The following is a 24,266-nucleotide window of genomic DNA, read 5'->3' as shown; positions in this document are numbered from 1 at the left end:
CCCCCTACGATGCATCGGGTGACCACCGTTCCGCCTTCCCTCAGCGCTCCCGTGCGCTGGTTCCGCGAGTTCGGCCGCCCGCCGCGCATCCTCGGCCTCGACGTGGCCCGCGGCCTCGCGATCCTCGGCATGGCCGGAGCGCACATCGGCGAGACGTCGACGTTCGACTGGCTCGACCCGGCGACCTGGACCGACCTCGTGCACGGACGCTCCTCGATCCTCTTCGCCGTGCTCGCGGGGGTGTCGATCGCCCTGATGACCGGTCGCAGCGCGCTGCCCGACCCCGCCCGGTTGCCCGGCATCCGTCTCGGGCTCATCGGCCGCGGCGCCGTGATCTTCCTCATCGGCCTCGCCCTCGAGTTCCTCAACACCCCGATCGCGGTCATCCTCACCCTCTACGGGCTGCTCTACGTCGCCGTCATCCCGTTCCTGCGGTGGAAGCCGTGGCAGCTGTTGCTCGGAGCCGGCGTGCTCGCGCTCGCGGGGCCCGCGCTGCTGGCCCTCCTCGGTGCCGTCACGCTGAACCCGTTCGGGGCCGGCATCGGATTCGTGCTCTACGGCAGCTACCCCATCACGGTGTGGATGGCGTTCGTGCTCGGCGGCATGGCGCTCGGGCGCTTGCACGTCGCGACCGTGCGCACCGCGGTGATCGCCCTGGTCACCGGCGTCGTGCTGGCGATCGTCGGCTACGGTCTCGGCGCCGCCGGGAGCGACGTCGTGCGCGGCTTCGAGTCGGGTTCGTCGTTCGAGGAGCCGCCCGCGTCGGGGTGGCCCGGATACGCCGATGCGCTCGCTCAGGCCGATCCGCTCGGGGCGCTGCTGCACGCGATCTTCGCCGTCGAGCCGCACAGCGGTGGCACCGCCGAGATCCTGGGCTCGGGTGGTTTCGCCCTCGCGGTGATCGCGCTGTGCCTGCTGCTCAGCCGTCCGCTGCGCTGGCCGCTGCTGCCGATCGGCGCGCTCGGGTCCATGCCGCTGTCGGCATACAGCGGACACGTACTGGCGATCGCGCTGATCACCGGGCCCGGTGGGTACTACACGAGCAACGTGTTCTGGGCCGTGCTCGCGATCGGGATGCTGCTCGTCACCACCGTGTGGTCGATCTTCGTCGGCCGGGGTCCGCTCGAGCGCCTGGTCGGGTTCGCCGCGCGCAGAATGGCGGAGGTTCCGGCCCGGCCCGACATCACGCGTCCTAGGCTGGATGCATGACGATTCCCTCCCTCGAACTGAACGACGGCTCCTCCATCCCCCAGCTCGGCTACGGCGTCTTCAAGGTGCCGGCCGACGAGACCGAGCGCGCGGTGAGCGAAGCGCTCGAGATCGGCTACCGCCACATCGACACCGCCGCGATCTACGGCAACGAAGAGGGCGTGGGCGCGGCGATCGCGGCCTCGGGCATCGCTCGCGACGAGCTCTACATCACCACGAAGCTGTGGAACGACCGCCACCACGACGACGAGCCGCGGGCGGCGATCGGCGAAAGCCTCGACAAGCTCGGACTCGAGAAGGTCGACCTGTACCTCGTGCACTGGCCGACCCCCGCCAAGGACGACTACGTGCACGCGTTCGCGAAGCTCATCGAGCTGCGCGAGGCGGGCCTGACCCGCAGCATCGGCGTCTCCAACTTCCTCGTGCCGCACCTCGAGCGCGTCGTCTCCGAGACCGGCGTCACCCCCGCCGTGAACCAGATCGAGCTGCACCCGGCCTACCAGCAGCGCGAGGTCGTGGCCTGGGCCGACGCGCACGGCATCAAGATCGAGGCCTGGGGTCCGCTCGGCCAGGGCAAGTACGACCTGTTCGGCACTCCGGCGATCGCCGAGGCCGCGGCGGCCCACGGCGTCACCCCCGCGCAGGCGGTGCTGCGCTGGCACCTGCAGAAGGGCGTCATCGTGTTCCCGAAGTCGGTGCGCGCCGAGCGCCTGCGCGAGAACCTCGACGTCTTCGGGTTCGAGCTGACGGATGCCGAGATCGCCGCGATCGACGCCCTCGACCCGCTCGACGGCTCGGGCCGCGTCGGTGCGCACCCCGACGACGTGAACTGATCCCGTCGCGGATTCGACAGGAATCCACAGATGACGCCCCGTGTCGCCAGCCCGCGACACGGGGCGTCTTCGTGGGTACCGTCGAGGACATGACAGCTCCCTACCGCGTCGTCGCCGTGTCCGGGTCGCTCCACGAGCCCAGCAAGACGACCGCCCTCATCCGTGCGATCGCCGCCGCCGTGGCCGAGCGCACGGCGGTCGAGGTCGAGGTCATCGAGCTCACCGACATCGGCCCGGACCTCGCGGGTGCTCTGAGCCGCGATCAGCTGCCGGCCCGGGTCGAGGAGAAGCTCGTCGCGATCGAGCAGGCCGATCTGCTGATCGTCGGCAGCCCCGTCTACCGTGCGTCGTTCACGGGACTCTTCAAGCACCTCTTCGACTTCGTCGGGCAGTACGAGCTCGTCGGCAAGCCGGTGCTGCTGGCGGCCACGGGAGGCGGCGAGCGCCATGCCCTCATCATCGAGCACCAGCTGCGCCCGCTGTTCGCGTTCTTCCAGGCGCTCACGCTGCCGATCGGCGTGTACGCGAGCAACACCGACTTCGACGGCTACGAGATCAACTCGGACGTGCTGCGCTCGCGCATCGACCTCGCCGCCGATCGCGCGTTGCCGCTGGTGAACTACGCGGCCTCGCAGCCCCTCGCCGCTCTCGCGATCTGAGTGACGTTCCGGCCGCGACGTCGGTCGGGGCGCGTAGCGTGAGGGCATGACCAACCGGCTCGCCGACACGCTCAGCCCCTACCTCCGCGCGCACGCCGAGAACCCCGTCGACTGGTACCCGTGGGGCGAGGAGGCGTTCGCCGAGGCGCAGCGCCGCGACGTGCCGCTGATGATCTCGATCGGGTACTCGACGTGCCACTGGTGCCATGTGATGGCGCGCGAGTCCTTCTCCGACCCCGAGACCGCGGAGATCGTGAACCGTGATTTCGTGGCGGTGAAGGTCGACCGCGAGGAGCATCCCGAGGTAGACGGGGCGTACATGGCCGCGGCATCCGCCTTCACCCAGAACCTCGGCTGGCCGCTCACCGTCTTCGCGACCCCGCGCGGGCGCACGTTCTTCGCGGGCACCTATTGGCCGCCGGAGTCCCGTCCGCCGATGCCCTCGTTCCGCGAGGTGCTCGCGGCGGTGCAGGAGGGGTGGACGCAGCGCCGGGCGCAGGCCGAGGAGTCGGCGGATGCCGTGATCGAAGCGCTCGCGCGCGCCGCCGAGACGACGCCCTCGGACCTGCCCGATCCCGTGGCGCTCGCGGGCGCGGCATCGGCGATCGCCGACCGCGAGGACCCGCAGCACGGCGGTTTCGGGGGTGCTCCGAAGTTCCCCGTCGCGACGGTGCTGCGGTTCCTGCAGGCGCCGCTCGTGCGCCGGGAGAACGCGCCGGCGGCGGAGGCGGGGCGGCGCGCTCTCTCCGCGATGGCCGCGAGTGATCTGCGCGACGACGTCGAGGGCGGGTTCTTCCGCTACGCGACGCAGCGCGACTGGACGGTGCCCCACTACGAGCGGATGCTCACCGACAACGCGCAACTGCTGGATGTCGCGCTGGACGACGGCGATGAAGTCACGGTGCGAGGGATCGCCGGGTTCCTCATCGACGTCCTCGAGCGCGAAGGCGGCGGGTTCGGAGCCGCCCAGGATTCCGAGTCGTGGATCGACGGCGAGCGCAGCGAGGGCGGCTACTACCTCCGTGATGCCACCGGCCGTCGGGGTCTCGAACCGCCGGCCGTCGACGGCAAGGTGATCACGGGCTGGAACGGCCTCGCGATCGGTGCCCTCGCGCGCGCAGGCGCTGCTCTGGGCGAAGCATCCTGGGTCGACGCCGCCCGGCGGGCCGCGGACGGCGTGCTCACCACCAACCGCGACGCGAGCGGTGCCCTCGTGCGCGCGTCGCTCGACGGTGTGTCATCGACGGCCGTCGCGGCCCCCTCCGATCTCGGTCTCCTCGCCGACGGCCTCTTCGCGCTGGCTCTCGCGACGGGGGAGGCGACGTGGGCGATCGCCGCACGGGGCATCGTCGATCTCGCCCTCGACGGCATCGCTGGCGATCCGCTCCTGAGCGCGCAGGGGATCGCCTCGTCTCCCGATCAGACCGACGGCGATCTGCCGTCCGGCCCCGCGGCACTCGCTCAGGCGGCGCTGACCGCGTGGCGCCTCGGGGCGGGGGAGCGGTATCGCGAGGCGGCCGCCTCCGTGGTGCACGCCTACGCGGCATCCGCGCTGTCCCAACCGTTCGCGCACGGCAGTCTGCTGCGCGTCGCGGCCGGGCTCGTCGATCCGCCGCGGCAGATCGTGGTGGTCACCGACGATCCGGCGGGCGCACTCGCCGTCGCCGCCCGACGTGCGGATGCCGACGTGGTCGGCGTCGTGTCGCCCGTACAGGCCGAGGAGTTCGCCGCGGCCGGGTTCGAGCTGTTCGCCGGGCGCTCGGGCACGGAGGGTCTGGCCTACGACTGCCGCGGCTTCGTGTGCCTGCTCCCGGTGAGCGAGCCTCACGAATTGTCGCGCGAGAGGGTCGCCGTCTAGGGTGGCGCGGTGACCGACTCCGCCCCCACCGCACCCGCCACCGCGTCGAGCACCGCATCGACCTCGTTGAAGCCGGGGCTGACGCGCCGTCAGATCTCGATGATGGGACTCGGCAGCGCGATCGGTGCCGGTCTCTTCGTCGGCTCGGGGCAGGCGATCGGTCTGGCCGGTCCCGCGGTGCTGATCTCGTACCTCGTGGCGGGTTCCATCGTCGTGCTGGTGATGGCGATGCTCGCCGAGATGGTGGCCGCGCGCCCCAGCTCCGGCGCCTTCAGCTCCTACGCGCAGGATGCGATGGGGCGCAGCGCCGGCAGCGCGGTCGGATGGATGTACTGGATCCAGCTCGTGGTCGTGATCGCCGCCGAGGCGACGGGCGCCGCGGGGATCGTCGCGGGGTGGGTGCCGGCCGTGCCCGCCTGGGTGTGGGTACTGCTGTTCGTCGCCGCGTTCACCGCCATCAACCTCTTCGCGGTGAGCGGCTACGGACGGTTCGAGTTCTGGTTCGCGGCGATCAAGGTGACCGCGATCATCGTGTTCCTCGTGATCGGCGTCTGCGCGATCCTCGGGCTGTTCCCCGGGGTGCCGGCGACCGGCATCGCGCATCTCTTCGACGAGGGCGGCTTCGCCCCGAACGGCGCCGCCGGCATCGCCGCCGCCCTGCTCATCGTCGTCTTCGCGTTCGGCGGCACCGAACTCGTCGCGATCGCGGCGGCGGAATCGGCGGACCCCGGCCGCAGCATCCGCCGGATCGTGCGCCAGGTGCTCGTGCGCATCCTCGTGTTCTACCTGGGCTCGATCTTCGTGATCGTCGCCGTGCTGCCGTGGAACACCCCGGCGGTGCTCGACGGTCCGTTTTCGGCGGTGCTCGCCACCCTGCGCCTTCCCGGCGTCGATCTGGTGATGTCGATCATCGTCGTCGTGGCGCTGCTGTCGGCCATGAACGCCAACATCTACGGCGCCTCGCGCATGGTGTTCTCGCTGGGGGAGCGCGGCCTCGCGCCCCGCGCGCTCACGCGCACCACCGTGAAGGGGGTTCCGCGGATCGCCGTCGTGGCCTCGGTCGTCTTCGGCTTCGTGGCCGTGGGGCTGAACTGGGCGTTCCCCGACGTCGTGCTCCCGGTGCTGCTGAACGTCGTCGGCTCGACGCTGCTCGTGACGTGGGCGGCCGTCGCGGTGTCGCAGATCATCCTGCGCCGCCGCGCCGAGCGCACGGGCACGGAGCTGCCGATCCGCATGTGGGGCTTCCCCTGGCTGTCGTGGCTGTGCGTCGCGCTGATCGCCGGCGTCGTCGTGCTGGCGGCGTTCGATGCCGCAGCTCGCACGCAACTGCTGCTCACGGCCGGGCTGACGCTCGCGCTCTGGGTCGTCGCACGCCTCACACGCCGGCGCTGATCACACCCAGCCGGGCAGCCAGTTGTGCACGAGCCAGAACGGGTATGGCACGCTCATGCCGACCCACGAGGGCAGGAAGAAGATCGACACCAGCACGGCGACGACCAGGAAGACGATCACAGTGCGCTCGCCGGACTGCCGTCGGTGCAGGGGGTCGTCGCGCCGACCGGCGATCGTGCGCAGCGTCAGGGCGAGCGCGATCACGAGGAACGGCATCATCACGACCGTGTAGAACTGGAAGATCGTGCGCTCGGGGAACATCAGCCAGGGCACGTACGTGACCGCGAGGCCGACGAGCGGGATGCCGATCTCGGCGCCGACCGGCTGCCGCAGCACCCAGCCGCGCACGAGCCGGTAGAGCAGGTAGACGGACGCCGCGACGCCGGCGTACCAGATCAGCGGGTTCGGGATCGAGGAGATCACCGCGATGCAGTGGTCGGTACCGCAGGGCCCGGGATCGCTGTCGACCCACACCGCGGTGGGGCGCAGGAGGAACGGCCACTCCCAGGCGGGACTCGCGTAGGGGTGCCCGCGGGTGAGCCCGACGTGGAACCCGAGCATGGACTGGTGGTAGTTCCACAGCGCGATCAGCGGATTCGGGTCGCTCTGCCGGTCGTACCCTCCCGCAGTGACCAGCCATCCTGTCCAGCTGACGAGGTAGGTCGCGAGCGCGGGGAAGACCAGCAGCACGAACGAGACCGGGCCCTGCCGGAAGACCGCGTCGGACGGCCAGACCACGACGCCCGCGCGGCGCCGCGCGAGGGCATCCGTCACCACGACGTACAGGCCGAAGCCCGCGAGCGCGTACAGGCCCGACCACTTCACGGCGGAGGCGGCGCCGAGGGCGACGCCCGCCGCGATCAGCCAGGGGCGCCGCCACAGGATCGGACCCCACAGCGGCTCGGGTCTGTCGGGGTCGCCCCGTTCGAGGAGCGGGATCGTGCGGCGCCGGTCGAGCAGCACGAAGAGCACCCCGAGCAGCACGAAGAAGGTGAGCGGGCCGTCGAGCAGGGCGATGCGACTGAGCACGATGCTCAGTCCGTCGATCGCGAGCAGGAAGCCGGCGACGGTCGCGACGACGGTCGATCCCGTCAGCACGCGTGCGATCAGGTAGACCAGCAGCACGGAGGCGGTGCCGAGGATGCCGGTGGCGAGGCGCCAACCGAGGCTGTCGGCCGGTCCGCCGGCGGCCATGCCCAGCGCGATCAGCCACTTGCCGAGCGGCGGGTGGACGATGAACGAGCCTTTTTCCGACAGCGGGAGATCCTGGTTCGCGACGAAGGCCTCGTTCGCACCGTCGCCCCACGTGCCCTCGTAGCCGAGCGTCCACAGCGACCAGGCATCCTTGACGTAGTACGTCTCGTCGAAGGCGAGCTCGTGCGGGTGCCCGACGTTCACCAGTCGCAGGAAGGCCGCGAGCAGGGTCACCGCGAACGGCGCGAGCCAGTTCAGGATGCTGTTCCACTCCGGATCGAGCAGCAGACGGTCGCGGGTGCGCCCCCACCAGGTCATGCGCTCCGCGTGTGCGGGCAGGCGCACAGGCAGCGCAGGAGCGGGATCGGGCGACGTCACGGGTACAGCCTAGGCTGGGCGGGTGATCATCCTCGCTGCGACCCCGATCGGAAATCTCGGCGATGCCTCGCGCCGCCTCATCGAGGTGCTCGAGAACGCGGAGGTCGTCGTGGCGGAGGACACCCGCACCACGCAGAAGCTGCTGAAGGCGCTCGAGATCGCCAACCGTCCGCGCCTGATCGCGCTGCACGATCACAATGAGAAGCAGAAGGCCGCCGAGCTCGCGACCCTCGCGATCGAGACCGACGTCGTCGTGATGAGCGATGCGGGCATGCCGACGGTGAGCGACCCCGGCTACGGGCTCGTCGCCGAGGCGGTAGCCCAGGGTGTGACGGTCACTGCGATCCCCGGGCCGAGCGCGCCGCTGATGGCCCTGGCGATCTCGGGCCTTCCCACCGACCGCTTCACTTTCGAGGGGTTCCTGCCCCGCAAGCCGGCCGAGCGCCGCACGACGCTGCGGGCACTCGCCTCCGAGCCGCGCACGATGGTGTTCTTCGAGTCGCCGGCTCGCCTCGCCTCGGCGCTCGCCGACATGGGGGCGGCCTTCGGCGACGACCGGCGCATCGCCGTCTGCCGCGAACTCACCAAGTTCTACGAGGAGGTGCGCCGGGGAACGGCCGCCGAACTCGTCGCCTGGGCCGAGGGCGGCGTGAAGGGTGAGATCGTCGTGGTCGTCGAGGGGGCGCCGCGTCGCGATGCCTCGCCCGAGGACGCGCTCGCGCAGGTGCAGCGGCTCGTCGCCGACGGCATCCGCCTGAAGGATGCCGCCTCGGAGGTCGCCGGACTCACGGGGCTGTCGTCGCGGGATCTTTATCAGGCCGCGCTCGCCGCGAAGAAGGGCTAGCCACGCGCATGTCGGACGCGGTCGCGTCGGAGGCGGTCACATCGGACAGCGTGATCGCCGCGGCGTACTCCGCCCGCGCCGAGGAGTACGTGCGCGCGCTCGGCGACATCGAGCAGATGGATGCCGCGGACCGCGCAACCATCGCGGCCTGGCGCGACTCCACGACGGGGACGCTGCTGGACGCCGGCAGCGGGCCGGGCATGTGGACGCGGTTCCTCGGCGGCGGCGGCGGCGGTGGTGGCGGCGGCACGCGCGACGAAGGCAGGCGCGACGTCTGGGGCCTCGACGTCACCGAGGCGTTCGTCGCCTCGGCCAGGGCGCGATTCCCGGAGACGATCTTCGCGGTCGGATCGTTCCGGGATATCCCCGCAGCGGATGCCTCGCTCGGCGGCATCCTCGCCTGGTACTCGCTGATCCACACCCCGCCCGCCGAGGTGCCTGCGGTGCTGGCGGAGTTCGCGCGGGTGCTCCGGCCCGGCGGGAGCCTGCTGATCGGCTACTTCGACGGCATCGCACGCGAGGCGTTCGGGCACCGGGTGACGACCGCGTACTTCTGGTCGGCCGAGGCTCTCGGGGCGCTGCTCGTCGACGCGGGCTTCACGGTGGTGTCGGCCGAGCGGCGTGATCGTCTGCCGGGCGAGGCGAGCTCGCGCCCGCACGGTGCGCTGACCGCGGTGCGGCGTGATCCGCCGGGTACCCTGGCCTGACGTCCCGGCGCCGGGGCGCGACCACCAGGACGGAGCAATCATCGTGAGCAGGTCCGTGACCGTCTACGACGTCGCCGCGCGCGCCGGAGTCTCGATCGCCACGGTCTCGCGGGTGCTGCGCTCGCCGGATGCCGTCCGCGCGACCACGCGCGAGCGGGTGCGCGAGGCGGTCGCCGAACTCGGCTACGTGCCCAGCGGCAGCGCGCGCGGGCTCGCCGAGCGGCGCACGGGAGTGCTGGGGCTGTACTTCCCGGGGTTCGACGCGGCCGAGGAGGCCCCGGATCTCGACGTGTTCGTGGACGACCCGGCATCCGTCCCGCCGTTCACCCTGGCGCACGACGACGGCGAAGTGCATCCGACGTCGCTCTTCCTCGACGAGGTGCTGCGCGGGGCCGAGCTCGAGGCGTGGAAGCGCGGTTTCGTGCTCATGATCGGCGTCGGCCGCGACGACCCCGACCGCTCGACAGTGCGCGACATGGCGGGGCGTGTCGACGGCCTGGTCGTGCTCGCCCGGAGCGTGCCCGACGAGGTGCTCGCCCGACTGTCGCGTCGCATCCCCGTGGTCGTGCTCTCCGGGCCACCCCGCGGAGACGACTACGACCACGTGACGGTGAGCAACAGCGAGGCGATGGCCGAGCTCACCCGGCACGTGCTCGCGCAGGTGCCGGAGGGCGCACGCGTGGCCTTCCTCGCCGGACCCGAGGATTCGCCGGACGGCGGGCAGCGGTGGGAGGGCTTCTCGCAGGCTGTGCGCGCCGCGGGAATCGGAACGGATGCCGTGACCGTGGTGCGGGGCGACTTCACCCGAGAGTCCGGGCGCCGAGCAACGGAGGGCCTGTTGGTCGGGGGAGCCCCCGACGCCCTCGTCGCGGCCAACGACCAGATGGCGCTCGGTGCGATCGACGTGCTCCGCGACGCCGGGTTGGGGGTGCCGGAGGACGTGCTCGTGACCGGGTTCGACGGCGTCGAGGCGGCGGCGCTCTCGCGGCCCGCGGTGACCACGATCCGGCAGCCGATGATCGACCTCGGTCGCGCGGCGGTGCAGGTGCTCGCGCGTCGGTTGGAGCATCCGGATGCCCCGCCCGCAGTCGTGCGCCTGCCCCTGCAGATCCTGCTCCGGGAGAGCTCTCAGCGCCCGTCCTGAATTCGTCACCCCCCTTGCGCGATCGAAATGTATGCGCTTACAGTGGCTTCTCGAGGGGCCACCGGGTCCCTCCATGACGACGACGACATGAGGTGGACGCGTGGCGAAGACGCACATGCTCCGACGCTGGCGCAGGACGGCGGTGGTCGCGCTCGCGGCGGCGGCCGTGGCACTGAGCGGATGCAGCATCCAGATCACATCCCAGCCCGATCCCACGATCGGCGACGACACGATGCTCATCAACGCCGACCACGGAAACCCGTTCTTCACCCGGAACTTCAACCCGTACCTGACGAACACGCGCACGGCGTCGCGCTGGATCTACGAACCGCTCATCCTGGTGAACCCGCTCGACGGCGAACTGAACCCGTGGCTGGCGACCGAGTGGTCGCAGCCCGACGCGAAGACGATCGTCATGACGATCCGCGACGGCGTCGAGTGGAGCGACGGCGAGCCGCTCACCCCGGATGACGTCGCGTTCACGTTCCAGCTGTTGAAGGACGAGCCCACGCTCGACATCAAGGGTGCCTGGCAGCACATCGAGAGCGTCGAGACGCAGGGGAACGACGTCGTCTTCCACCTGCTGAGCGAGGACGCCCCGTCGCTGTCGATCATCGGCCTCACGATGATCGTGCCCGAGCACCTCTGGGCCGACGTCGAGGACCCGGGCACCTATCGCAACGAGGAGCCGGTCGGCACCGGGCCCTTCGTGCTCGGCAACTACAACGACCAGCAGTACTCGATGGATCGCAACCCCGACTACTGGCAGGCCGACTCGATCGAGATCGAGCACATCGTCCTGCCCGCCACGAACAACCAGCTCGACACCGTCAGCCGCGGATACGACTGGGCGTACGCCTTCATCTCCGACGTGGAGGGCACGTGGGGCGCGGCGAGCGAGCACAACTCCTGGTGGTTCCCGCCGGGCGGGGTGATCGGGCTCATGCCGAACCTCGAGGTCGCGCCGTTCGACGACGTGAACGTGCGGCGCGGTATCGCCCTCTCGCTCGACCGCGAGGAGATCGCCGAGACGGCATCCGAGGGGTACATGGAGCCCGCCGGCCAGACCGGCCTCATCCTGCCCAACCAGGAGAAGTACCTCGACCCGTCGATCCCCGACTCCGGCATGATCACGCAGGACACGGATGCCGCCCTCGCGGCGTTCGAGCAGGCCGGATACACGCTCGACGGCGATCGTCTCGTCGGCCCCGACGGCGCGCAGCTCGAGTTCGCTCTCACGACCGCGAACGGCTTCACCGACTGGACCCGCGCGGCCCAAAGCGTGCAGAGCCAGCTCGCCGCGGTGGGCGTGAAGGTCACGCTGAAGCTGCCGCAGCCGGCCGGATATCAGAGCGCGATCAGCAACGGCGACTTCGAGATGGCGATCGGCGGCATGGGCAACGGTGACGCCTACCAGGCCTACAACAACCTGCTCTCGAGCGAGTTCTACGTGCCCTCCGGGGAGCCGACCGCGAACAACTTCGAACGCTACCGCTCGGACGAGGCGGATGCCCTGCTGCTCGAGTACCGCGAGACGGTCGATCCCGACCGGCAGGCCGAGATCGTGCGCGAGCTGCAGAACATCGTCTACGACGAGATGCCCGTGATCGGGCTCTACTACGGCGGCATCTGGGGTCTGTTCAGCGATGCGAAGTTCACCGGCTGGCCGAGCGCGGACGACCCGTACATGATCCCGCAGAACTACGACTCGGCGCCCCTCATGATCTTCACGAAGCTGAAGCCCGTGAAGGAGGGCGACCGATGATGCATCCGATGGTGGAGCTCTTCACGAAGCTGAAGCCCGTGAAGGAGGGCGACCGATGAAGTACCTCCTGCAGAAGCTCGGCCTGTTCGTGCTCACGCTGTGGGCCGCGATCACCCTGAACTTCTTCCTGCCGCGGCTCATGCCCGGCTCTCCCGCCGACGCGGCGATCGCGAAGCTCTCGCAGAACGGACCGGTGTCCGACGCGACCCGGGCCGCCATCGAAGCCCAACTCGGTGTGCCGGGCGGATCGCTGTGGGACCAGTACGTGGCCTACCTCGGTCAGGTCGCGACACTCGACTTCGGCGTCTCGTACACCTTCTATCCGCAGTCGGTGGCGAGCATGGTCTCGACCGCACTGCCGTACACGATCGGACTCGTCGGGATCGTCACGATCCTCGCGTTCGTGATCGGCACGCTCATCGGCGTCGCGGCGGCTTGGCGCCGCGGCACCTGGCTCGACTCCCTGCCGACGCTGACGGGCTCCTTCCTCAGCACGTTCCCGTACTTCTGGACGGCGCTGCTGCTGCTGTTCTTCCTCGGCTACGTGCTGCACTGGTTCCCGACGACCGGCGCCTACTCGGCGACGACGACCCCGGGGTTCACCCTCGAGTTCATCGGCGATCTCGCCCGGCACGCGGTGCTGCCCGCGCTGACGATCCTGCTCACATCGCTGGGCGGATGGATCATCGGCATGCGCAACGCCATGATCAACACGCTCGGCGAGGACTACATCACCTTCGCCGAGGCGAACGGGCTCCACGGGCGCACGATCGCCGTGCGCTACGCGGCGCGGAACGCGATCCTCCCCAACCTCACCGGTTTCGGGCTCACGCTCGGCGGCGTGGTGGGTGGGTCGATCCTCGTCGAGCAGGTGTTCGGCTATCCCGGCATCGGGTACCTGCTCTTCAACGCCGTGATCGGGCAGGACTACCCGCTCATGCAGGCGCTCTTCCTGATGATCACCGTGAGCGTGCTCATCGCCAACTTCCTCGTCGACATCCTGTACGGCGTGCTGGATCCAAGGACCCGCCGATGACTTCCACCATGAACGTCAAGATCCCCTCCGATCGCATCGCCCAGCCGAGCCGTTGGCGCTCGGTCGGCCGCATGGTCGGCACGCTGTGGTCGAACGGCAAGGCCCGCATCGGGCTGTGCCTGCTCGCCTTCTTCGTGCTGGTGGCCGTGTTCGCCCCGCTCCTGGCTCCCTACGGCGCGAAGGAGAACGGCTTCGAACGCAACGCGGATGCCTCGGCCGCGCACTGGCTGGGCACCACCGCGGCGGGAGAGGACGTGCTGAGTCAGCTCATCTACGGCGCACAGGTCAGTCTGCTGGTCGGCTTCGCCGCCGGCATCCTCTCGACCATCGTCGCCGTGCTGATCGGTCTCAGCTGGGGGTACATGCGCGGGTTCTCGGGCGAGGTCGTCGGCTTCGTCGTCAACCTGTTCCTGGTGATCCCCGGCCTGCCCCTCATGATCGTGATCGCCGCCTACTTGCAGAACGGCGGCATCCTGATGATCATCGCGGTGATCGTCATCACCGGCTGGGCGTGGGGAGCGCGCGTGCTGCGCAGCCAGACGCAGTCGCTGCGCGGCAACGACTTCGTGGCCTCGGCGCAGTTCTCTGGCGACAGCCCGGCACGCATCGTGTTCCGCGAGATCCTGCCGAACATGACGTCGATCATCGCCGGCACGCTCTTCGGGGCGGCCACGGCGGCGATCCTCGCGGAGGCGGGCCTGGAATTCCTCGGCCTCGGCGACTCGAGCATCGTCAGCTGGGGCACGATGCTCTACTGGGCGCAGAACTCCAACTCCCTGCTCACGGGCCAGTGGCTGCTGCTGTTCGCCCCCGGTCTGTGCATCGCGCTGCTGGCGCTGAGCCTCACACTCATCAACTTCGGCGTGGACGGCATCTCCAATCCGCGCCTGCGGGAAGGGAAGGGGCGATGACCGCCATGACCGTGTCAGAGACGACCGAGACCCCGATCCTTCTCGAGGTCGAGCAATTGTCGGTGGAGTATGCCTCTCCCGGCGCCGAACCGGTGCAGGCCGTGCACGACGTGTCGTTCACGCTGCGGCAGGGCGAGTTCGTGGGACTGGTCGGCGAGTCGGGGTCGGGCAAGTCGACGCTCGGCTTCGCGCTGACCCGGCTGCAGAAGCCCCCGGCGCGCATCAGCGGCGGACGGATCCTGTTCGACGGCAAGGACATCCGCGACCTCGACGCCGAGGGGCTGCGCCGCCAGCGTCAGGGCGGGTTCGCGATGGTGCTGCAGTCGGGCATGAACGCGCTGAACCCGGTGCGAACCGTCGGCCACCATTTCGCCGACATCTTCGCCGCCCACGGCCACGTGCCGCGCGACGACCGCGACGCCCGCGCCCGCGAGCTCGTCGCGAAGGTGGGGCTCGACCCGGCCGTGCTCGCGCGCTACCCGGGCGAGCTGTCCGGCGGCATGCGCCAGCGCGCCTCGATCGCCCTCGCCCTGTCGCTCGAGCCGCAGCTCATGGTGTTCGACGAGCCGACGACCGCGCTCGACGTGCTCGTGCAGCACGCCGTGATGGACACGATCCGAGACCTGCAGCGCGCCGAGGGGTTCACCGCGATCCTCATCAGCCACGACCTCGGCATCGTGCTCGAGGCCACCGACCGCGTGATGGTGATGCACGAAGGCCGCATCGTCGAAGATGCGGCGAGCGCCGACATCCTGCACTCCCCGCAGGACGAGTACACGCGCATGCTGCTCAGCCACTACGCCGATCCGCGCGCCGAGACCCTCTCGATCCCCGGGTTCGTGGATGCCGGCACCCGCCGGCGAGAGGGGCGCTCGCGCACCGATGTGACCGAGACGCTGCCGACGGTGTCGCAGCGCGAGACGCGGCGGGCGGACGCCGCGATCGTCGTCGACGGCGTGAGCAAGCGCTATCCCGCTCCGCGTCGCGGACAGGATGCCGTCACCGCGGTAGACGACGTGTCGTTCCGGCTGGAGCCGGGGGAGGCCCTGGCGCTCGTCGGCGCCTCGGGGTCGGGCAAATCCACGATCGCGAAGCTGCTCACCGGCATCGAGAAGCCGACCGCGGGCACGGTGCGTTTCGGCGAGACCGACGTCGCGTCGCTGAAGCGTCGGGGTCTGCGCGATCTGCGCAAGGACGTGCAGATGGTCTTCCAGGATCCCTACGCCGCGCTCAACCCGCTGCACACCGTCGAGTACGCGCTCAGCCGGCCGATCCGCAACTACACGCCGTTGCGCGGGGCGGAGGCGCGCGCCCGGGTGCTCGAACTGCTCGACACCGTCGGACTCACCCCCGTCGAGCAGTTCGCGGCGAAGCTGCCGCACCAGCTGTCGGGCGGTCAGCGTCAGCGCGTCGTGATCGCGCGGGCTCTCGCGAGCGATCCGCAGGTGCTGATCGCCGACGAGCCGGTGTCGATGCTCGACGTCTCGCTGCGGGCCGGTGTGCTCGCCCTGCTCGAGGATCTGCGCGAGCGCTGGGGCATCAGCATGCTCTACATCACGCACGATCTGCTCAGCGCCCGTCTCGTGACCGAGAACATCCTCGTGCTCAACCGCGGCCGCGTCGTGGAGCGCGGCGAGACCTCGCAGGTGCTGCAGCATCCCGAGGACCCCTACACGGTCGAGCTGCTCGATGCGGTCCCCAACCCCGCGCGTTCGCGCTGAGACCTCACAAGACCCCTCATGAAAGGAGCATCCGTGCTCGCATTCCCCGACGGCTTCCTCTGGGGCGCCGCGACCGCCGCCCACCAGGTCGAAGGCAACAACACGACCAGCAACTGGTGGCGCATGGAGCATGCGCCGGACTCGACGATGGTGGAGCCATCCGGAGACGCCGCCGACCATCTGCACCGCTATCCCGAGGACATGCGGCTGCTCGCCGATGCGGGGCTCAACTCGTACCGCTTCTCGCTGGAGTGGGCGCGGATCGAGCCGGAGCGCGGGTTCGTCTCGCGGGCGATGCTCGACCACTACCGGCGCATGATCGACACCGCTCGCGAGAACGGTCTCGATCCGACGGTCACGCTGATGCACTTCACGGTGCCCGAGTGGTTCCAGCGCGACGGCTTCTGGCGCGCGGATGACGCGGTCGACCTCTTCTCGCGCTACGTCGAAACCGTCCTGCCGATCCTCGACGGGGTGCGGTACGTGTGCACGATCAACGAGCCGAACATCGCGGCCATGCTCGCGGGCGGCGAGGACGCATCGAACCTGGTGGCCTACGGTCTGCCGAACCCCGATCTCGCGGTCGCCGACACCCTGCTCGACGCCCACCACCGCGCCTCCGAGATCGTGCACTCCGTGTCGGGCGCGCAGGCGGGGTGGACCATCGCCACCCAGGCGTTCCACTCGACCGGCGAGCCGGGCGCCGACGAGATGGTCGCGCAGTACGGCGATCCGCGTGACCACTGGTACCTCGAGCAGTCCGCGGGCGACGACTTCGTGGGCGTGCAGGCGTACACCCGCACCTTCATCGGTCCGGAGGGCCCGCTGCCGGTCTCGGCCGATGTCGAGACGACGCTCACCGGATGGGAGTTCTTCCCCGAGGCGTTGGAGTTGGGAGTGCGCAGCGCCTGGGAGCGCAGCGGTGGGGTGCCGGTGATCGTGACCGAGAACGGCATCGCGACCGCCGACGACACCCGCCGCATCGCCTACACGCAGGGGGCGCTGGAAGGGTTGCACCGGGCGATCTCCGACGGCATCGAGGTGCGCGGCTACCAGCACTGGAGCGCGCTCGACAACTACGAGTGGGCGAGCGGTTTCGCCCCGACGTTCGGGCTGATCGCCTTCGATCGCGAGACGTTCGCGCGCACACCGAAGCCCTCGCTCGCGTGGCTCGGAGAGGTCGCGCGGCGGAACGCTCTCTGAGAGCCGGCGCACGAGAGGCCGTCCGGTCGCCGGGCATGCGCGGCGGCGTACGATCAGGAGATGATGCAGACGCCGCAGACGCCGCAGACGCCGCCGCAGGCGCTCGGGGCTCCGAGCGATCGGGGCTCGGCGGAGCGCGTCCGGGCGGCGGCCGCCGGGCTCGCCGCCGCCACTCTCGGCGTGGGCGTCGCAGAACTCGTCGCCGCCCTCATCGCCCCGGAGGCGAGTCCGTTCGCGGTCATCGGCGGCGGGCTCATCGATCTCGCACCGGCCTGGGCGAAGGACACGGCGATCGCGCTCTTCGGAACTGCCGACAAGGTCGCCCTGCTGGTGGGCATCGGGGTGGTCCTCGCCGCGGTCGCAGCTCTGGCCGGCGTGGTCGAACGGCGCATCTCCGGCCTCGGGGCGACGATGTTCGGTGTTCTGGGCGCGGTGGCGGTGCTGGTGGCGTTGACGCGGGCGAACCCGGGCCCGTACGCGTGGGTGCCCGGGATCGTCGCGGGCGGGATCTCGGCGTTCGTCCTGCGGCTGCTGATCCGCCGACTCCGCCCGATCGTGGGCGTCGCGCCCGACCCCGACGATCGCCGCCGCTTCCTGCTGTGGACGGGCGGCGTCGCGGCCGCAGGCGTGATCTCCCTGCTCATCGGGAATGCGGCCCGCGGCGCCTCACGATCTCTCGAGGCGGTGCGGAAGGCGCTGACGCTGCCGAAGCCGACGACCGCGGCGGGGGCGGTGCCGAGCGGCGCCGAGCTCGATCTGCCGGGCCTCGCCCCCGTCGTCACGCCGACCGAGCAGTTCTACCGGATCGACACGGCCCTCGTGGTCCCGCGCGTGGACCCCGCCGACTGGTCGCTCCGCATCCACGGCATGGTCGATCGCGAGGTGGTGGTCACCTGGGACGAGTTGCTGTCGCTGCCGATGACCGAGTCCTACGTCACACTCTCGTGCGTGTCGAACGAGGTGGGCGGCTCGTTGATCGGCAACGCCCGCTGGCTCGGCTATCCGTTGCGCGAACTGCTCGCCCGCGCCGGGGTGCAGTCCGACGCCGACATGGTGCTCTCGACCTCGGCGGACGGGTTCACCGCCTCGTCCCCGATCGAGGCGCTCACCGACGATCGCGATGCGCTCCTGGCGATCGGGATGAACGGTGCCCCCTTGACCCTGGAGCACGGCTTCCCCGCGCGGATGGTGGTGCCGGGGCTCTACGGATACGTCTCGGCGACGAAGTGGGTCACCGAGCTCGAGGTCACGCGCTTCGACCGGGCGATGGGGTACTGGACCCCGCGCGGATGGTCCGACCACGGACCGATCAAGCTGCAGTCGCGCATCGACGTGCCGCGCGGCGGAAGGACGGTCGTTGCGGGGGAGACGATGATCGCGGGCATGGCCTGGTTTCCGCACACGGGCGTCGCGGGCGTCGAGGTGCGCGTCGACGGCGGGTCGTGGCAGGCTGCCGACCTCGCGACCGGGATCTCCGACGACACCTGGGTGCAGTGGAGCATGCCATGGTCGGCGCAGGTCGGCGAGCACAGCATCGAGTGCCGGGCGATCGGTGCCGACGGCGACACGCAGACCGAGCAGCGCGCGGCCCCCGCACCCGACGGCGCCCAGGGCTGGCACCGCATCGACGTGACGGTCGGACCGGCGTAACGTCGCCCTGCGGGCACCTAGAATTGCTCCATGCCCGCAGGCGAATCGTTCTACATCACCACGCCCATCTACTACCCCTCCGACGTGCCCCACATCGGCCACGGGTACACCTCGGTGGCGGTCGACACGCTCGCGCGCTGGCACCGCCAGGCGGGCGACGACACCTGGATGCTGACGGGCACCGATGAGCACGGCCAGAAGATGCTGCGCGCGGCGGCGGCGAACAACGTCACCCCGCAGGAGTGGGTCGACAAGCTCGTCACCGAGGCGTGGTTCCCGTTGCTGAAGACCCTCGATGTCGCCAACGACGACTTCATCCGCACGACGCAGGAGCGTCATGAGGAGCGCGTGAAGAAGTTCGTGCAGGCGATCTACGACCGCGGCTACATCTACGCCGGCGAGTACGAGGCGCTCTACTGCGTGGGCTGCGAGGAGTTCAAGCCCGAGTCCGAGATCCTCGACGGCACCGGTCCCTTCGAGGGACTGAAGGTCTGTGCGATCCACTCCAAGCCCCTCGAGCTGCTGCAGGAGAAGAACTACTTCTTCAAGCTCAGCGAGTTCCAGGACCGTCTGCTCGAGCTCTACAAGGAGCAGACCGACTTCATCCGCCCAGAGTCGGCGCGCAACGAGGTCGTCTCGTTCGTGCGCCAGGGTCTCAAGGACCTCTCGATCTCGCGGTCGGCGTTCGACTGGGGCATCGAGGTGCCGTGGGACGACGCGCACGTCATCTACGTGTGGGTCGACGCACTGCTCAACTACGCGACCGCGGTCGGCTACGGCGACGACGACGCGAACTTCGATCGGCGCTGGCCGGCCTACCACGTGGTCGGCAAGGACATCCTGCGCTTCCACGCGGTCATCTGGCCGGCGATGCTGATGGCCGCGGGCGTCGATGTGCCCAAGGGCGTCTTCGCGCACGGCTGGCTGCTGGTCGGCGGCGAGAAGATGTCGAAGTCGAAGCTCACCGGCATCGCGCCGACCGAGATCACCGATGTCTTCGGCTCCGACGCGTACCGCTTCTACTTCCTGTCGGCGATCGCCTTCGGTCAGGACGGCTCGTTCTCGTGGGAGGACCTCGCGGCGCGCTACCAGGCCGAGCTCGCGAACGGCTTCGGCAACCTCGCTTCGCGCACGACCGCGATGATCGAGAAGTACTTCGAGGGGATCGTGCCGCCCGCGGGCGAGTACACCGAGAAGGACCTCGCGATCCAGCAGATCGTGGCGGATGCCGCGACGAAGGCGGATGCCGCGATCGAGCAGTTCCGCATCGACGAGGCGATCTCGTCGATCTGGAAGATCGTCGACGCGCTCAACGGCTACATCACCGAGAACGAGCCGTGGGCGCTGGCCCGTGACGAGGCGCAGCGCGAGCGGCTCGGCACCGTGCTGTACACGTGCGCCGAGGGATTGCGCGCGCTCGCCGTGCTGCTGTCGCCGGTGATGCCGCAGTCCACCGAGAAGCTCTGGGAGGCGCTCGGCGCCGGAGACGACCTGGGCCGCCTGCAGAATCAGCCGATCCGGGAGGCGGGCGCCTGGGGTGCGCTGAAGCCGGGCACGAGCGTCAACGGTCTCGCGCCGCTGTTCCCGCGCGTGGAGACGACCGCCTGAGAATCGACGACCGCCTGAACAGGAGGGGCGCGCGAGCATGACGTACGTGCAGCAGCGAAGCAACGACGGGCGCAAGGATCTGCGGTATCCGGCGGCTCCCGAGCCGCTCGCGGTGCCGGTGTACGACAACCACGCACACCTCGACATCGTCGACGGCGATGAGCCGCTGACGCTCGGCGAGCAGCTCGATCGCGCGCAGGCGGTCGGGATCGCCGGCGTCGTGCAGTCCTCGGGAGATATCGAGTCGTCGCGCTGGGCGGTCGATGCCGCGGCATCCGATCCCCGTGTGCTCGCCGCGGTCGCGATCCACCCGAACGACGCGCCCACCTACGCCGACGAGGGGCGCCTCGACGAGGCCATCGCGGTGATCGACGAGCTCGCCGCGCACCCGCGCACGCGGGCCGTCGGCGAGACCGGCCTCGACTTCTTCCGCACCGAGCCCGAACGCCGGGGCCCGCAGCACGCCTCGTTCGAGGCGCACATCGCGATCGCGAAGAAGCACGGCATCGCGATGCAGATCCACGATCGCGATGCGCACGATGCGGTGCTCGAGACGCTGACGCGGGTCGGCGCGCCCGAGACGACGGTGTTCCACTGCTTCTCGGGCGATGACGCGATGGCCCGCGTCTGCGCCGACGCCGGGTACTACCTGTCGTTCGCCGGCAACGTGACGTTCAAGAACGCGCAGAACCTGCGCGATGCGTTGAAGGTCACGCCCCTCGACCGCATCCTGGTCGAGACGGATGCCCCCTTCCTCACTCCCGTGCCGCTGCGCGGACGGCCGAACGCGCCGTACCTCGTGCCGATCACGGTGCGCTTCATGGCCGCCGAACTCGATCTCGAGGTCGACGAGCTCTGTGCGCGGATCGCCGCGAACACGCAGCGGGTCTACGGCTCGTTCGAGGGCTGAGCCGGGTCGTCCTGTGAGACTGGCCTTGCCTGAACGATCGCGCTGATCGGTTTCCAAACGAACAGCAGGGTCAGCGCCGCTCCGGCGAAGGCGAACCACCACGGAGCCGTGAGGCCCCAGATCTCGGCGATCACGCCGCCGAGGGCCTGGCCGATCACCATGCCCCCGAACACGCCGACCATGTTCACCGAGGCGACGCGGCCCTGCAGTTCGGCGGGCACGAGCCGCTGGCGCACGGTGGTCGAGATCGTGCCCCAGACGAAGGCGTAGGCGCCGAAGAAGAACATGATCACGAGCGCCACCCACCCCACGGTGGTGAGTGCGAAGGCCAGGTGCATGAGCACCTCGAGGGTCAGCACGATGCGCATGAGGCTCGCGAACGAGATGTGCCGCTCCAGCCACCCGAAGCTCAGCGTCGCGAGAATGCCGCCGACGGCCGAGGCCGTGGTGAGCGCTCCGTAGCCCACCGCTCCCATGTGCAGGTGCTCAGTCGCGTAGAGCACGAGCACACCCCAGGGCGCGGCCCAGGTGACGTTGAAGAGCAGGATGATGAGCACCAGCATCCGCACCGGAGGGTTGCGCCACAGCCACCGCAGACCCTCGGCGATGTCGGTGTGCACGGGAGGGTGCGCGGAGCCGCCGCCGTCGGCGCTCGCGCGCGGGGGCACCGGGGTGCGGGCCAGGCGCGAGATCAGCACGACGGCTGCGAGCACGCAGACGATCTCGACGAGGAACGGCCAGGCGCTGCCTGCCGCGAAGAGGAAGGCGCCGAGCGGCGGGCCGGCGAACTGGTTGGCCACGAGATAGCCCGCCTGCAGCCGTGCGTTGCCGATGCCGAGATCGGCGGGCTGCACCAGCATCGGCAGCAGCGTGCTGCCCGCGGTGTCGACGAAGACCTCGGCCGTGCCGTAGAGGAAGGCCACCGCCAGCACGATCCAGATGTTGGCGGTACCGGTCACGAGGAAGACGCACAACGCGGCGAGGACGACGGCGCGGGCGGCGTTGGCGAGCATCACCAGTCGCCGCCGGTCGAAGCGGTCGGCGATCGCTCCCGCGTGCAGGCCGAAGAGCAGCCACGGGAGGAACTGCAGGATGGCGCCGGCCGCGACGAGGATCGGCGACGAGGTCATCGAGGCGATCAGCAGGGGAGCGGCCGCGAGAGCGACGCCGTCGCCGACGTTGCTGGTCCACGACGATGCCAGCAGCCACCGGAAATCGCGCCCCATGCGGCGCGGGGCGACGAGTTCTCCGAGGGTGGGCACCACCCGAGAGTACTGGGAGCCGGGGACATCGTCCGCCGTAGGGGAGAATGGAGCAATGACCGTCACCCTGCTCGGCGCCACCGAGATCCGCCGCCTCGCCGCCGAGCTCGACGTCACCCCCACCAAGAAGCTCGGCCAGAACTTCGTGGTCGACGCCAACACGGTGCGCAAGATCGTGCACGCCGCGCGCGTGCAGCCGGGGGAACGGGTCGTCGAGGTCGGACCCGGCCTCGGGTCGTTGACGCTCGCGATCCTCGAAGCGGGGGCGAAGGTCACCGCCGTCGAGATCGATCACCGGCTCGCCGCCCGCCTGCCGCAGACCGCCGCGGAGCGCGGCGTTCCCGAGGGCATGCTGACCGTCGTGGATGCCGATGCCCTGCGCATCACCGAGCTGCCGGGAGAGCCGACGGTGCTCGTCGCCAACCTCCCGTACAACGTCTCGGTGCCGGTGCTGCTGCACTTCCTCGAGAACTTCGCCTACCTGCAGCGCGGCGTCGTGATGGTGCAGGCCGAGGTCGCCGAGCGTCTCGCCGCGAAGCCGGGGTCGAAGATCTACGGTTCTCCGAGCGTGAAGGCCGCCTGGTACGGCGAGTGGAAGCTCAGCGGAAACGTCTCGCGCCAGGTCTTCTGGCCGGTGCCCAACGTCGACAGCCTGCTGGTCGGCTTCGACCGGTCCGAGGGCGAGCGGGGGAGCGAGGACGAGCGCCGCCGCACGTTCCAGATCGTGGATGCCGCGTTCAACCAGCGCCGCAAGATGCTGCGCCAGGCGCTGTCGGGGATCTTCGGCAGCTCGGCCGCGGCATCCGAGGTCCTGACCGCCGCCGGTGTCGCGCCGACCGCCCGGGGCGAGGATCTTACGGTCGATGACTACCAGAGGATCGCCGCGCAGGCCGCAACGACTAATCTGGCACCGTGACCGACTCGCCCCGCTTCAGCCCGAACGTCCCCGAACTGCACCGCCCGTACGCCGCCGCCGACGGCCGCTACAGCGAGTTCGCTTATCGCCAGGTCGGCTCGTCCGGCCTGTACCTTCCGCCGATCTCGCTCGGCCTGTGGTGGAACTTCGGCGACAACATCCCGCTCGACAACCAGCGCGCACTGCTGCGCCACGCGTTCGACCGCGGCATCACGCACTTCGACCTCGCCAACAACTACGGCCCGCCCTACGGCTCGGCCGAGAAGAACTTCGGTCGCATCTTCGCCGAGGACTTCCGCCCGTACCGCGACGAGCTCATCATCTCGTCGAAGGCCGGGTGGGACATGTGGCCCGGGCCCTACGGAGACTTCGCGAGCCGCAAGTACATCCTCGCGAGCGCCGAGCAGTCGCTCACGCGCATGGGCCTCGACTACGTCGACATCTTCTACTCGCACCGCGTCGACCCGGTCACCCCGATCACCGAGACCGTCGCAGCGCTGGACACCCTTGTCCGCCAGGGCAAGGCACTCTACGTGGGCATCTCCTCGTACAGCGCCGAGCGCACGGCCGAGGCCGTCGCCGTCGCGAAGGAACTGGGCACCCCGCTCGTCATCCACCAGCCCGCGTACTCGATCCTCAACCGCTGGGTCGAGGACGGCCTCGACGACACCCTCACGCAGAACGGCCTCGGTGCGATCGCGTTCACCCCACTCGCCCAGGGCCTGCTCACCGACAAGTACCTCGGCGACGGCACGGCCGATCGCGCGCAGAAGCGCGGCTCGCTGCCCGAGGGGCGTCTGAGCGACGAGGCCGTGCAGACCCTGCGCGATCTGAACGAGGTGGCGAAGGAACGCGGACAGTCGCTCGCCCAGCTCGCCCTGCAGTGGACGCTGCGCAACCCGGTCGTCGCCTCGGCGCTGATCGGCGCCTCGCGCGTCTCGCAGCTCGACGAGAACATCGCCGCGGTGAACGGTCCGGAGTTCACCTCCGAGCAGCTCGCCCGCATCGACTCCCTCTCGGGCAAGGTCGACGTCAACCTGTGGGCAAAGTCCTCGGAGCTGTGAGC

General features: G+C 70.1%; 20 protein-coding genes. 18 read left to right on the top strand and 2 right to left on the bottom strand.

What is annotated here, in order from left to right:
* Positions 1 to 18: 18 nt before the first annotated feature.
* From ACZ5Y9_RS12915 to ACZ5Y9_RS12895, 5 genes are all read left to right on the top strand, one after another.
* Positions 19 to 1,209: a heparan-alpha-glucosaminide N-acetyltransferase domain-containing protein gene (locus tag ACZ5Y9_RS12915; RefSeq protein WP_464471515.1), complete on the top strand. Its 1,191-nt coding sequence runs from the start codon at positions 19 to 21 to the stop codon at positions 1,207 to 1,209.
* The gene (locus ACZ5Y9_RS12910) at positions 1,206 to 2,042 is read left to right on the top strand and encodes an aldo/keto reductase (RefSeq protein WP_247624899.1); all 837 of its coding nucleotides are present in this window, start codon (positions 1,206 to 1,208) and stop codon (positions 2,040 to 2,042) included. The genes ACZ5Y9_RS12915 and ACZ5Y9_RS12910 overlap by 4 nt, the downstream gene beginning before the upstream one ends.
* An 89-nt stretch (positions 2,043 to 2,131) precedes the next feature.
* A complete protein-coding gene (gene msuE, locus ACZ5Y9_RS12905) occupies positions 2,132 to 2,701 on the top strand; it encodes an FMN reductase (RefSeq protein WP_247624898.1) in 570 nt (189 codons plus the stop codon).
* 46 nt (positions 2,702 to 2,747) lie between these two features.
* Complete coding sequence (locus tag ACZ5Y9_RS12900) at positions 2,748 to 4,559, top strand: thioredoxin domain-containing protein (protein ID WP_247624897.1); 1,812 nt, start codon at positions 2,748 to 2,750, stop codon at positions 4,557 to 4,559.
* Positions 4,560 to 4,568: 9 nt separating this feature from the next.
* Positions 4,569 to 5,951, top strand: a complete 1,383-nt coding sequence (locus ACZ5Y9_RS12895) for an amino acid permease (RefSeq protein ID WP_464471514.1) — start codon at positions 4,569 to 4,571, stop codon at positions 5,949 to 5,951.
* On the opposite strand, the gene ACZ5Y9_RS12890 is transcribed toward ACZ5Y9_RS12895, so the two are convergent.
* Positions 5,952 to 7,523, bottom strand: coding sequence for a dolichyl-phosphate-mannose--protein mannosyltransferase (locus ACZ5Y9_RS12890; protein WP_464471513.1), 1,572 nt, complete (start codon positions 7,521 to 7,523; stop codon positions 5,952 to 5,954).
* A gap of 22 nt (positions 7,524 to 7,545) precedes the next feature.
* Between ACZ5Y9_RS12890 and rsmI the strand changes: the two genes are divergently transcribed.
* The 11 genes from rsmI (at position 7,546) to ACZ5Y9_RS12835 (ending at position 21,022) form a co-directional block, all read left to right on the top strand.
* Complete coding sequence (gene rsmI, locus ACZ5Y9_RS12885; RefSeq protein WP_247634274.1) at positions 7,546 to 8,367, top strand: 16S rRNA (cytidine(1402)-2'-O)-methyltransferase; 822 nt, start codon at positions 7,546 to 7,548, stop codon at positions 8,365 to 8,367.
* A gap of 8 nt (positions 8,368 to 8,375) precedes the next feature.
* Positions 8,376 to 9,074: a class I SAM-dependent methyltransferase gene (locus ACZ5Y9_RS12880; RefSeq protein WP_464471512.1), complete on the top strand. Its 699-nt coding sequence runs from the start codon at positions 8,376 to 8,378 to the stop codon at positions 9,072 to 9,074.
* Between the two features lie 43 nt (positions 9,075 to 9,117).
* Positions 9,118 to 10,218, top strand: coding sequence for a LacI family DNA-binding transcriptional regulator (locus tag ACZ5Y9_RS12875; protein WP_464471511.1), 1,101 nt, complete (start codon positions 9,118 to 9,120; stop codon positions 10,216 to 10,218).
* A gap of 100 nt (positions 10,219 to 10,318) precedes the next feature.
* Positions 10,319 to 11,983, top strand: coding sequence for an ABC transporter substrate-binding protein (locus ACZ5Y9_RS12870; protein ID WP_336641968.1), 1,665 nt, complete (start codon positions 10,319 to 10,321; stop codon positions 11,981 to 11,983).
* Between the two features lie 55 nt (positions 11,984 to 12,038).
* Positions 12,039 to 13,019, top strand: a complete 981-nt coding sequence (locus ACZ5Y9_RS12865; protein WP_247634278.1) for an ABC transporter permease — start codon at positions 12,039 to 12,041, stop codon at positions 13,017 to 13,019.
* Positions 13,016 to 13,930 (top strand): ABC transporter permease, encoded by a 915-nt coding sequence (locus ACZ5Y9_RS12860; RefSeq protein WP_247624889.1) that lies wholly within the window; start codon positions 13,016 to 13,018, stop codon positions 13,928 to 13,930. The genes ACZ5Y9_RS12865 and ACZ5Y9_RS12860 overlap by 4 nt, the downstream gene beginning before the upstream one ends.
* Before the next feature lie 5 nt (positions 13,931 to 13,935).
* Positions 13,936 to 15,651 (top strand): ABC transporter ATP-binding protein, encoded by a 1,716-nt coding sequence (locus ACZ5Y9_RS12855; protein ID WP_464471510.1) that lies wholly within the window; start codon positions 13,936 to 13,938, stop codon positions 15,649 to 15,651.
* A 33-nt stretch (positions 15,652 to 15,684) separates the two neighbouring features.
* Positions 15,685 to 16,854, top strand: a complete 1,170-nt coding sequence (locus ACZ5Y9_RS12850) for a glycoside hydrolase family 1 protein (protein ID WP_464471509.1) — start codon at positions 15,685 to 15,687, stop codon at positions 16,852 to 16,854.
* 60 nt (positions 16,855 to 16,914) lie between these two features.
* Positions 16,915 to 18,504, top strand: coding sequence for a molybdopterin-dependent oxidoreductase (locus tag ACZ5Y9_RS12845; protein WP_464471508.1), 1,590 nt, complete (start codon positions 16,915 to 16,917; stop codon positions 18,502 to 18,504).
* A gap of 30 nt (positions 18,505 to 18,534) precedes the next feature.
* A complete protein-coding gene (gene metG / locus ACZ5Y9_RS12840; RefSeq protein WP_464471507.1) occupies positions 18,535 to 20,112 on the top strand; it encodes a methionine--tRNA ligase in 1,578 nt (525 codons plus the stop codon).
* A gap of 37 nt (positions 20,113 to 20,149) precedes the next feature.
* The gene (locus tag ACZ5Y9_RS12835) at positions 20,150 to 21,022 is read left to right on the top strand and encodes a TatD family hydrolase (protein WP_247624884.1); all 873 of its coding nucleotides are present in this window, start codon (positions 20,150 to 20,152) and stop codon (positions 21,020 to 21,022) included.
* Here ACZ5Y9_RS12835 and ACZ5Y9_RS12830 read toward each other — a convergent pair.
* Positions 21,001 to 22,284, bottom strand: a complete 1,284-nt coding sequence (locus ACZ5Y9_RS12830) for an MFS transporter (protein WP_464471506.1) — start codon at positions 22,282 to 22,284, stop codon at positions 21,001 to 21,003. The two genes, ACZ5Y9_RS12835 and ACZ5Y9_RS12830, sit on opposite strands and share 22 nt — an antisense overlap.
* A gap of 55 nt (positions 22,285 to 22,339) precedes the next feature.
* On the opposite strand from ACZ5Y9_RS12830, the gene rsmA reads away from it, so the two are divergent.
* Complete coding sequence (gene rsmA / locus ACZ5Y9_RS12825) at positions 22,340 to 23,200, top strand: 16S rRNA (adenine(1518)-N(6)/adenine(1519)-N(6))-dimethyltransferase RsmA (protein ID WP_247624882.1); 861 nt, start codon at positions 22,340 to 22,342, stop codon at positions 23,198 to 23,200.
* Positions 23,197 to 24,264: an L-glyceraldehyde 3-phosphate reductase gene (mgrA, locus tag ACZ5Y9_RS12820; protein WP_308194264.1), complete on the top strand. Its 1,068-nt coding sequence runs from the start codon at positions 23,197 to 23,199 to the stop codon at positions 24,262 to 24,264. The genes rsmA and mgrA overlap by 4 nt, the downstream gene beginning before the upstream one ends.
* Positions 24,265 to 24,266 lie beyond the last annotated feature (2 nt).

Source organism: Microbacterium sp. T3-8 (assembly GCF_055398145.1).
Note: the sequence above shows the minus strand (reverse complement) of the source record. Positions and strands in the feature narration are given on the sequence as shown.

What these genes read in the sequence shown, in the direction of transcription:
- ACZ5Y9_RS12880 (WP_464471512.1), top strand. Translation starts at nt 8,376, where the DNA reads ATGTCGGACGCGGTCGCGTCGGAGGCGGTCACATCGGACAGCGTGATC.
- metG (WP_464471507.1), top strand. Translation starts at nt 18,535, where the DNA reads ATGCCCGCAGGCGAATCGTTCTACATCACCACGCCCATCTACTACCCC.
- ACZ5Y9_RS12865 (WP_247634278.1), top strand. Translation starts at nt 12,039, where the DNA reads ATGAAGTACCTCCTGCAGAAGCTCGGCCTGTTCGTGCTCACGCTGTGG.
- ACZ5Y9_RS12845 (WP_464471508.1), top strand. Translation starts at nt 16,915, where the DNA reads ATGATGCAGACGCCGCAGACGCCGCAGACGCCGCCGCAGGCGCTCGGG.
- msuE (WP_247624898.1), top strand. Translation starts at nt 2,132, where the DNA reads ATGACAGCTCCCTACCGCGTCGTCGCCGTGTCCGGGTCGCTCCACGAG.
- ACZ5Y9_RS12860 (WP_247624889.1), top strand. Translation starts at nt 13,016, where the DNA reads ATGACTTCCACCATGAACGTCAAGATCCCCTCCGATCGCATCGCCCAG.
- ACZ5Y9_RS12910 (WP_247624899.1), top strand. Translation starts at nt 1,206, where the DNA reads ATGACGATTCCCTCCCTCGAACTGAACGACGGCTCCTCCATCCCCCAG.
- ACZ5Y9_RS12855 (WP_464471510.1), top strand. Translation starts at nt 13,936, where the DNA reads ATGACCGTGTCAGAGACGACCGAGACCCCGATCCTTCTCGAGGTCGAG.
- rsmA (WP_247624882.1), top strand. Translation starts at nt 22,340, where the DNA reads ATGACCGTCACCCTGCTCGGCGCCACCGAGATCCGCCGCCTCGCCGCC.
- ACZ5Y9_RS12900 (WP_247624897.1), top strand. Translation starts at nt 2,748, where the DNA reads ATGACCAACCGGCTCGCCGACACGCTCAGCCCCTACCTCCGCGCGCAC.
- ACZ5Y9_RS12835 (WP_247624884.1), top strand. Translation starts at nt 20,150, where the DNA reads ATGACGTACGTGCAGCAGCGAAGCAACGACGGGCGCAAGGATCTGCGG.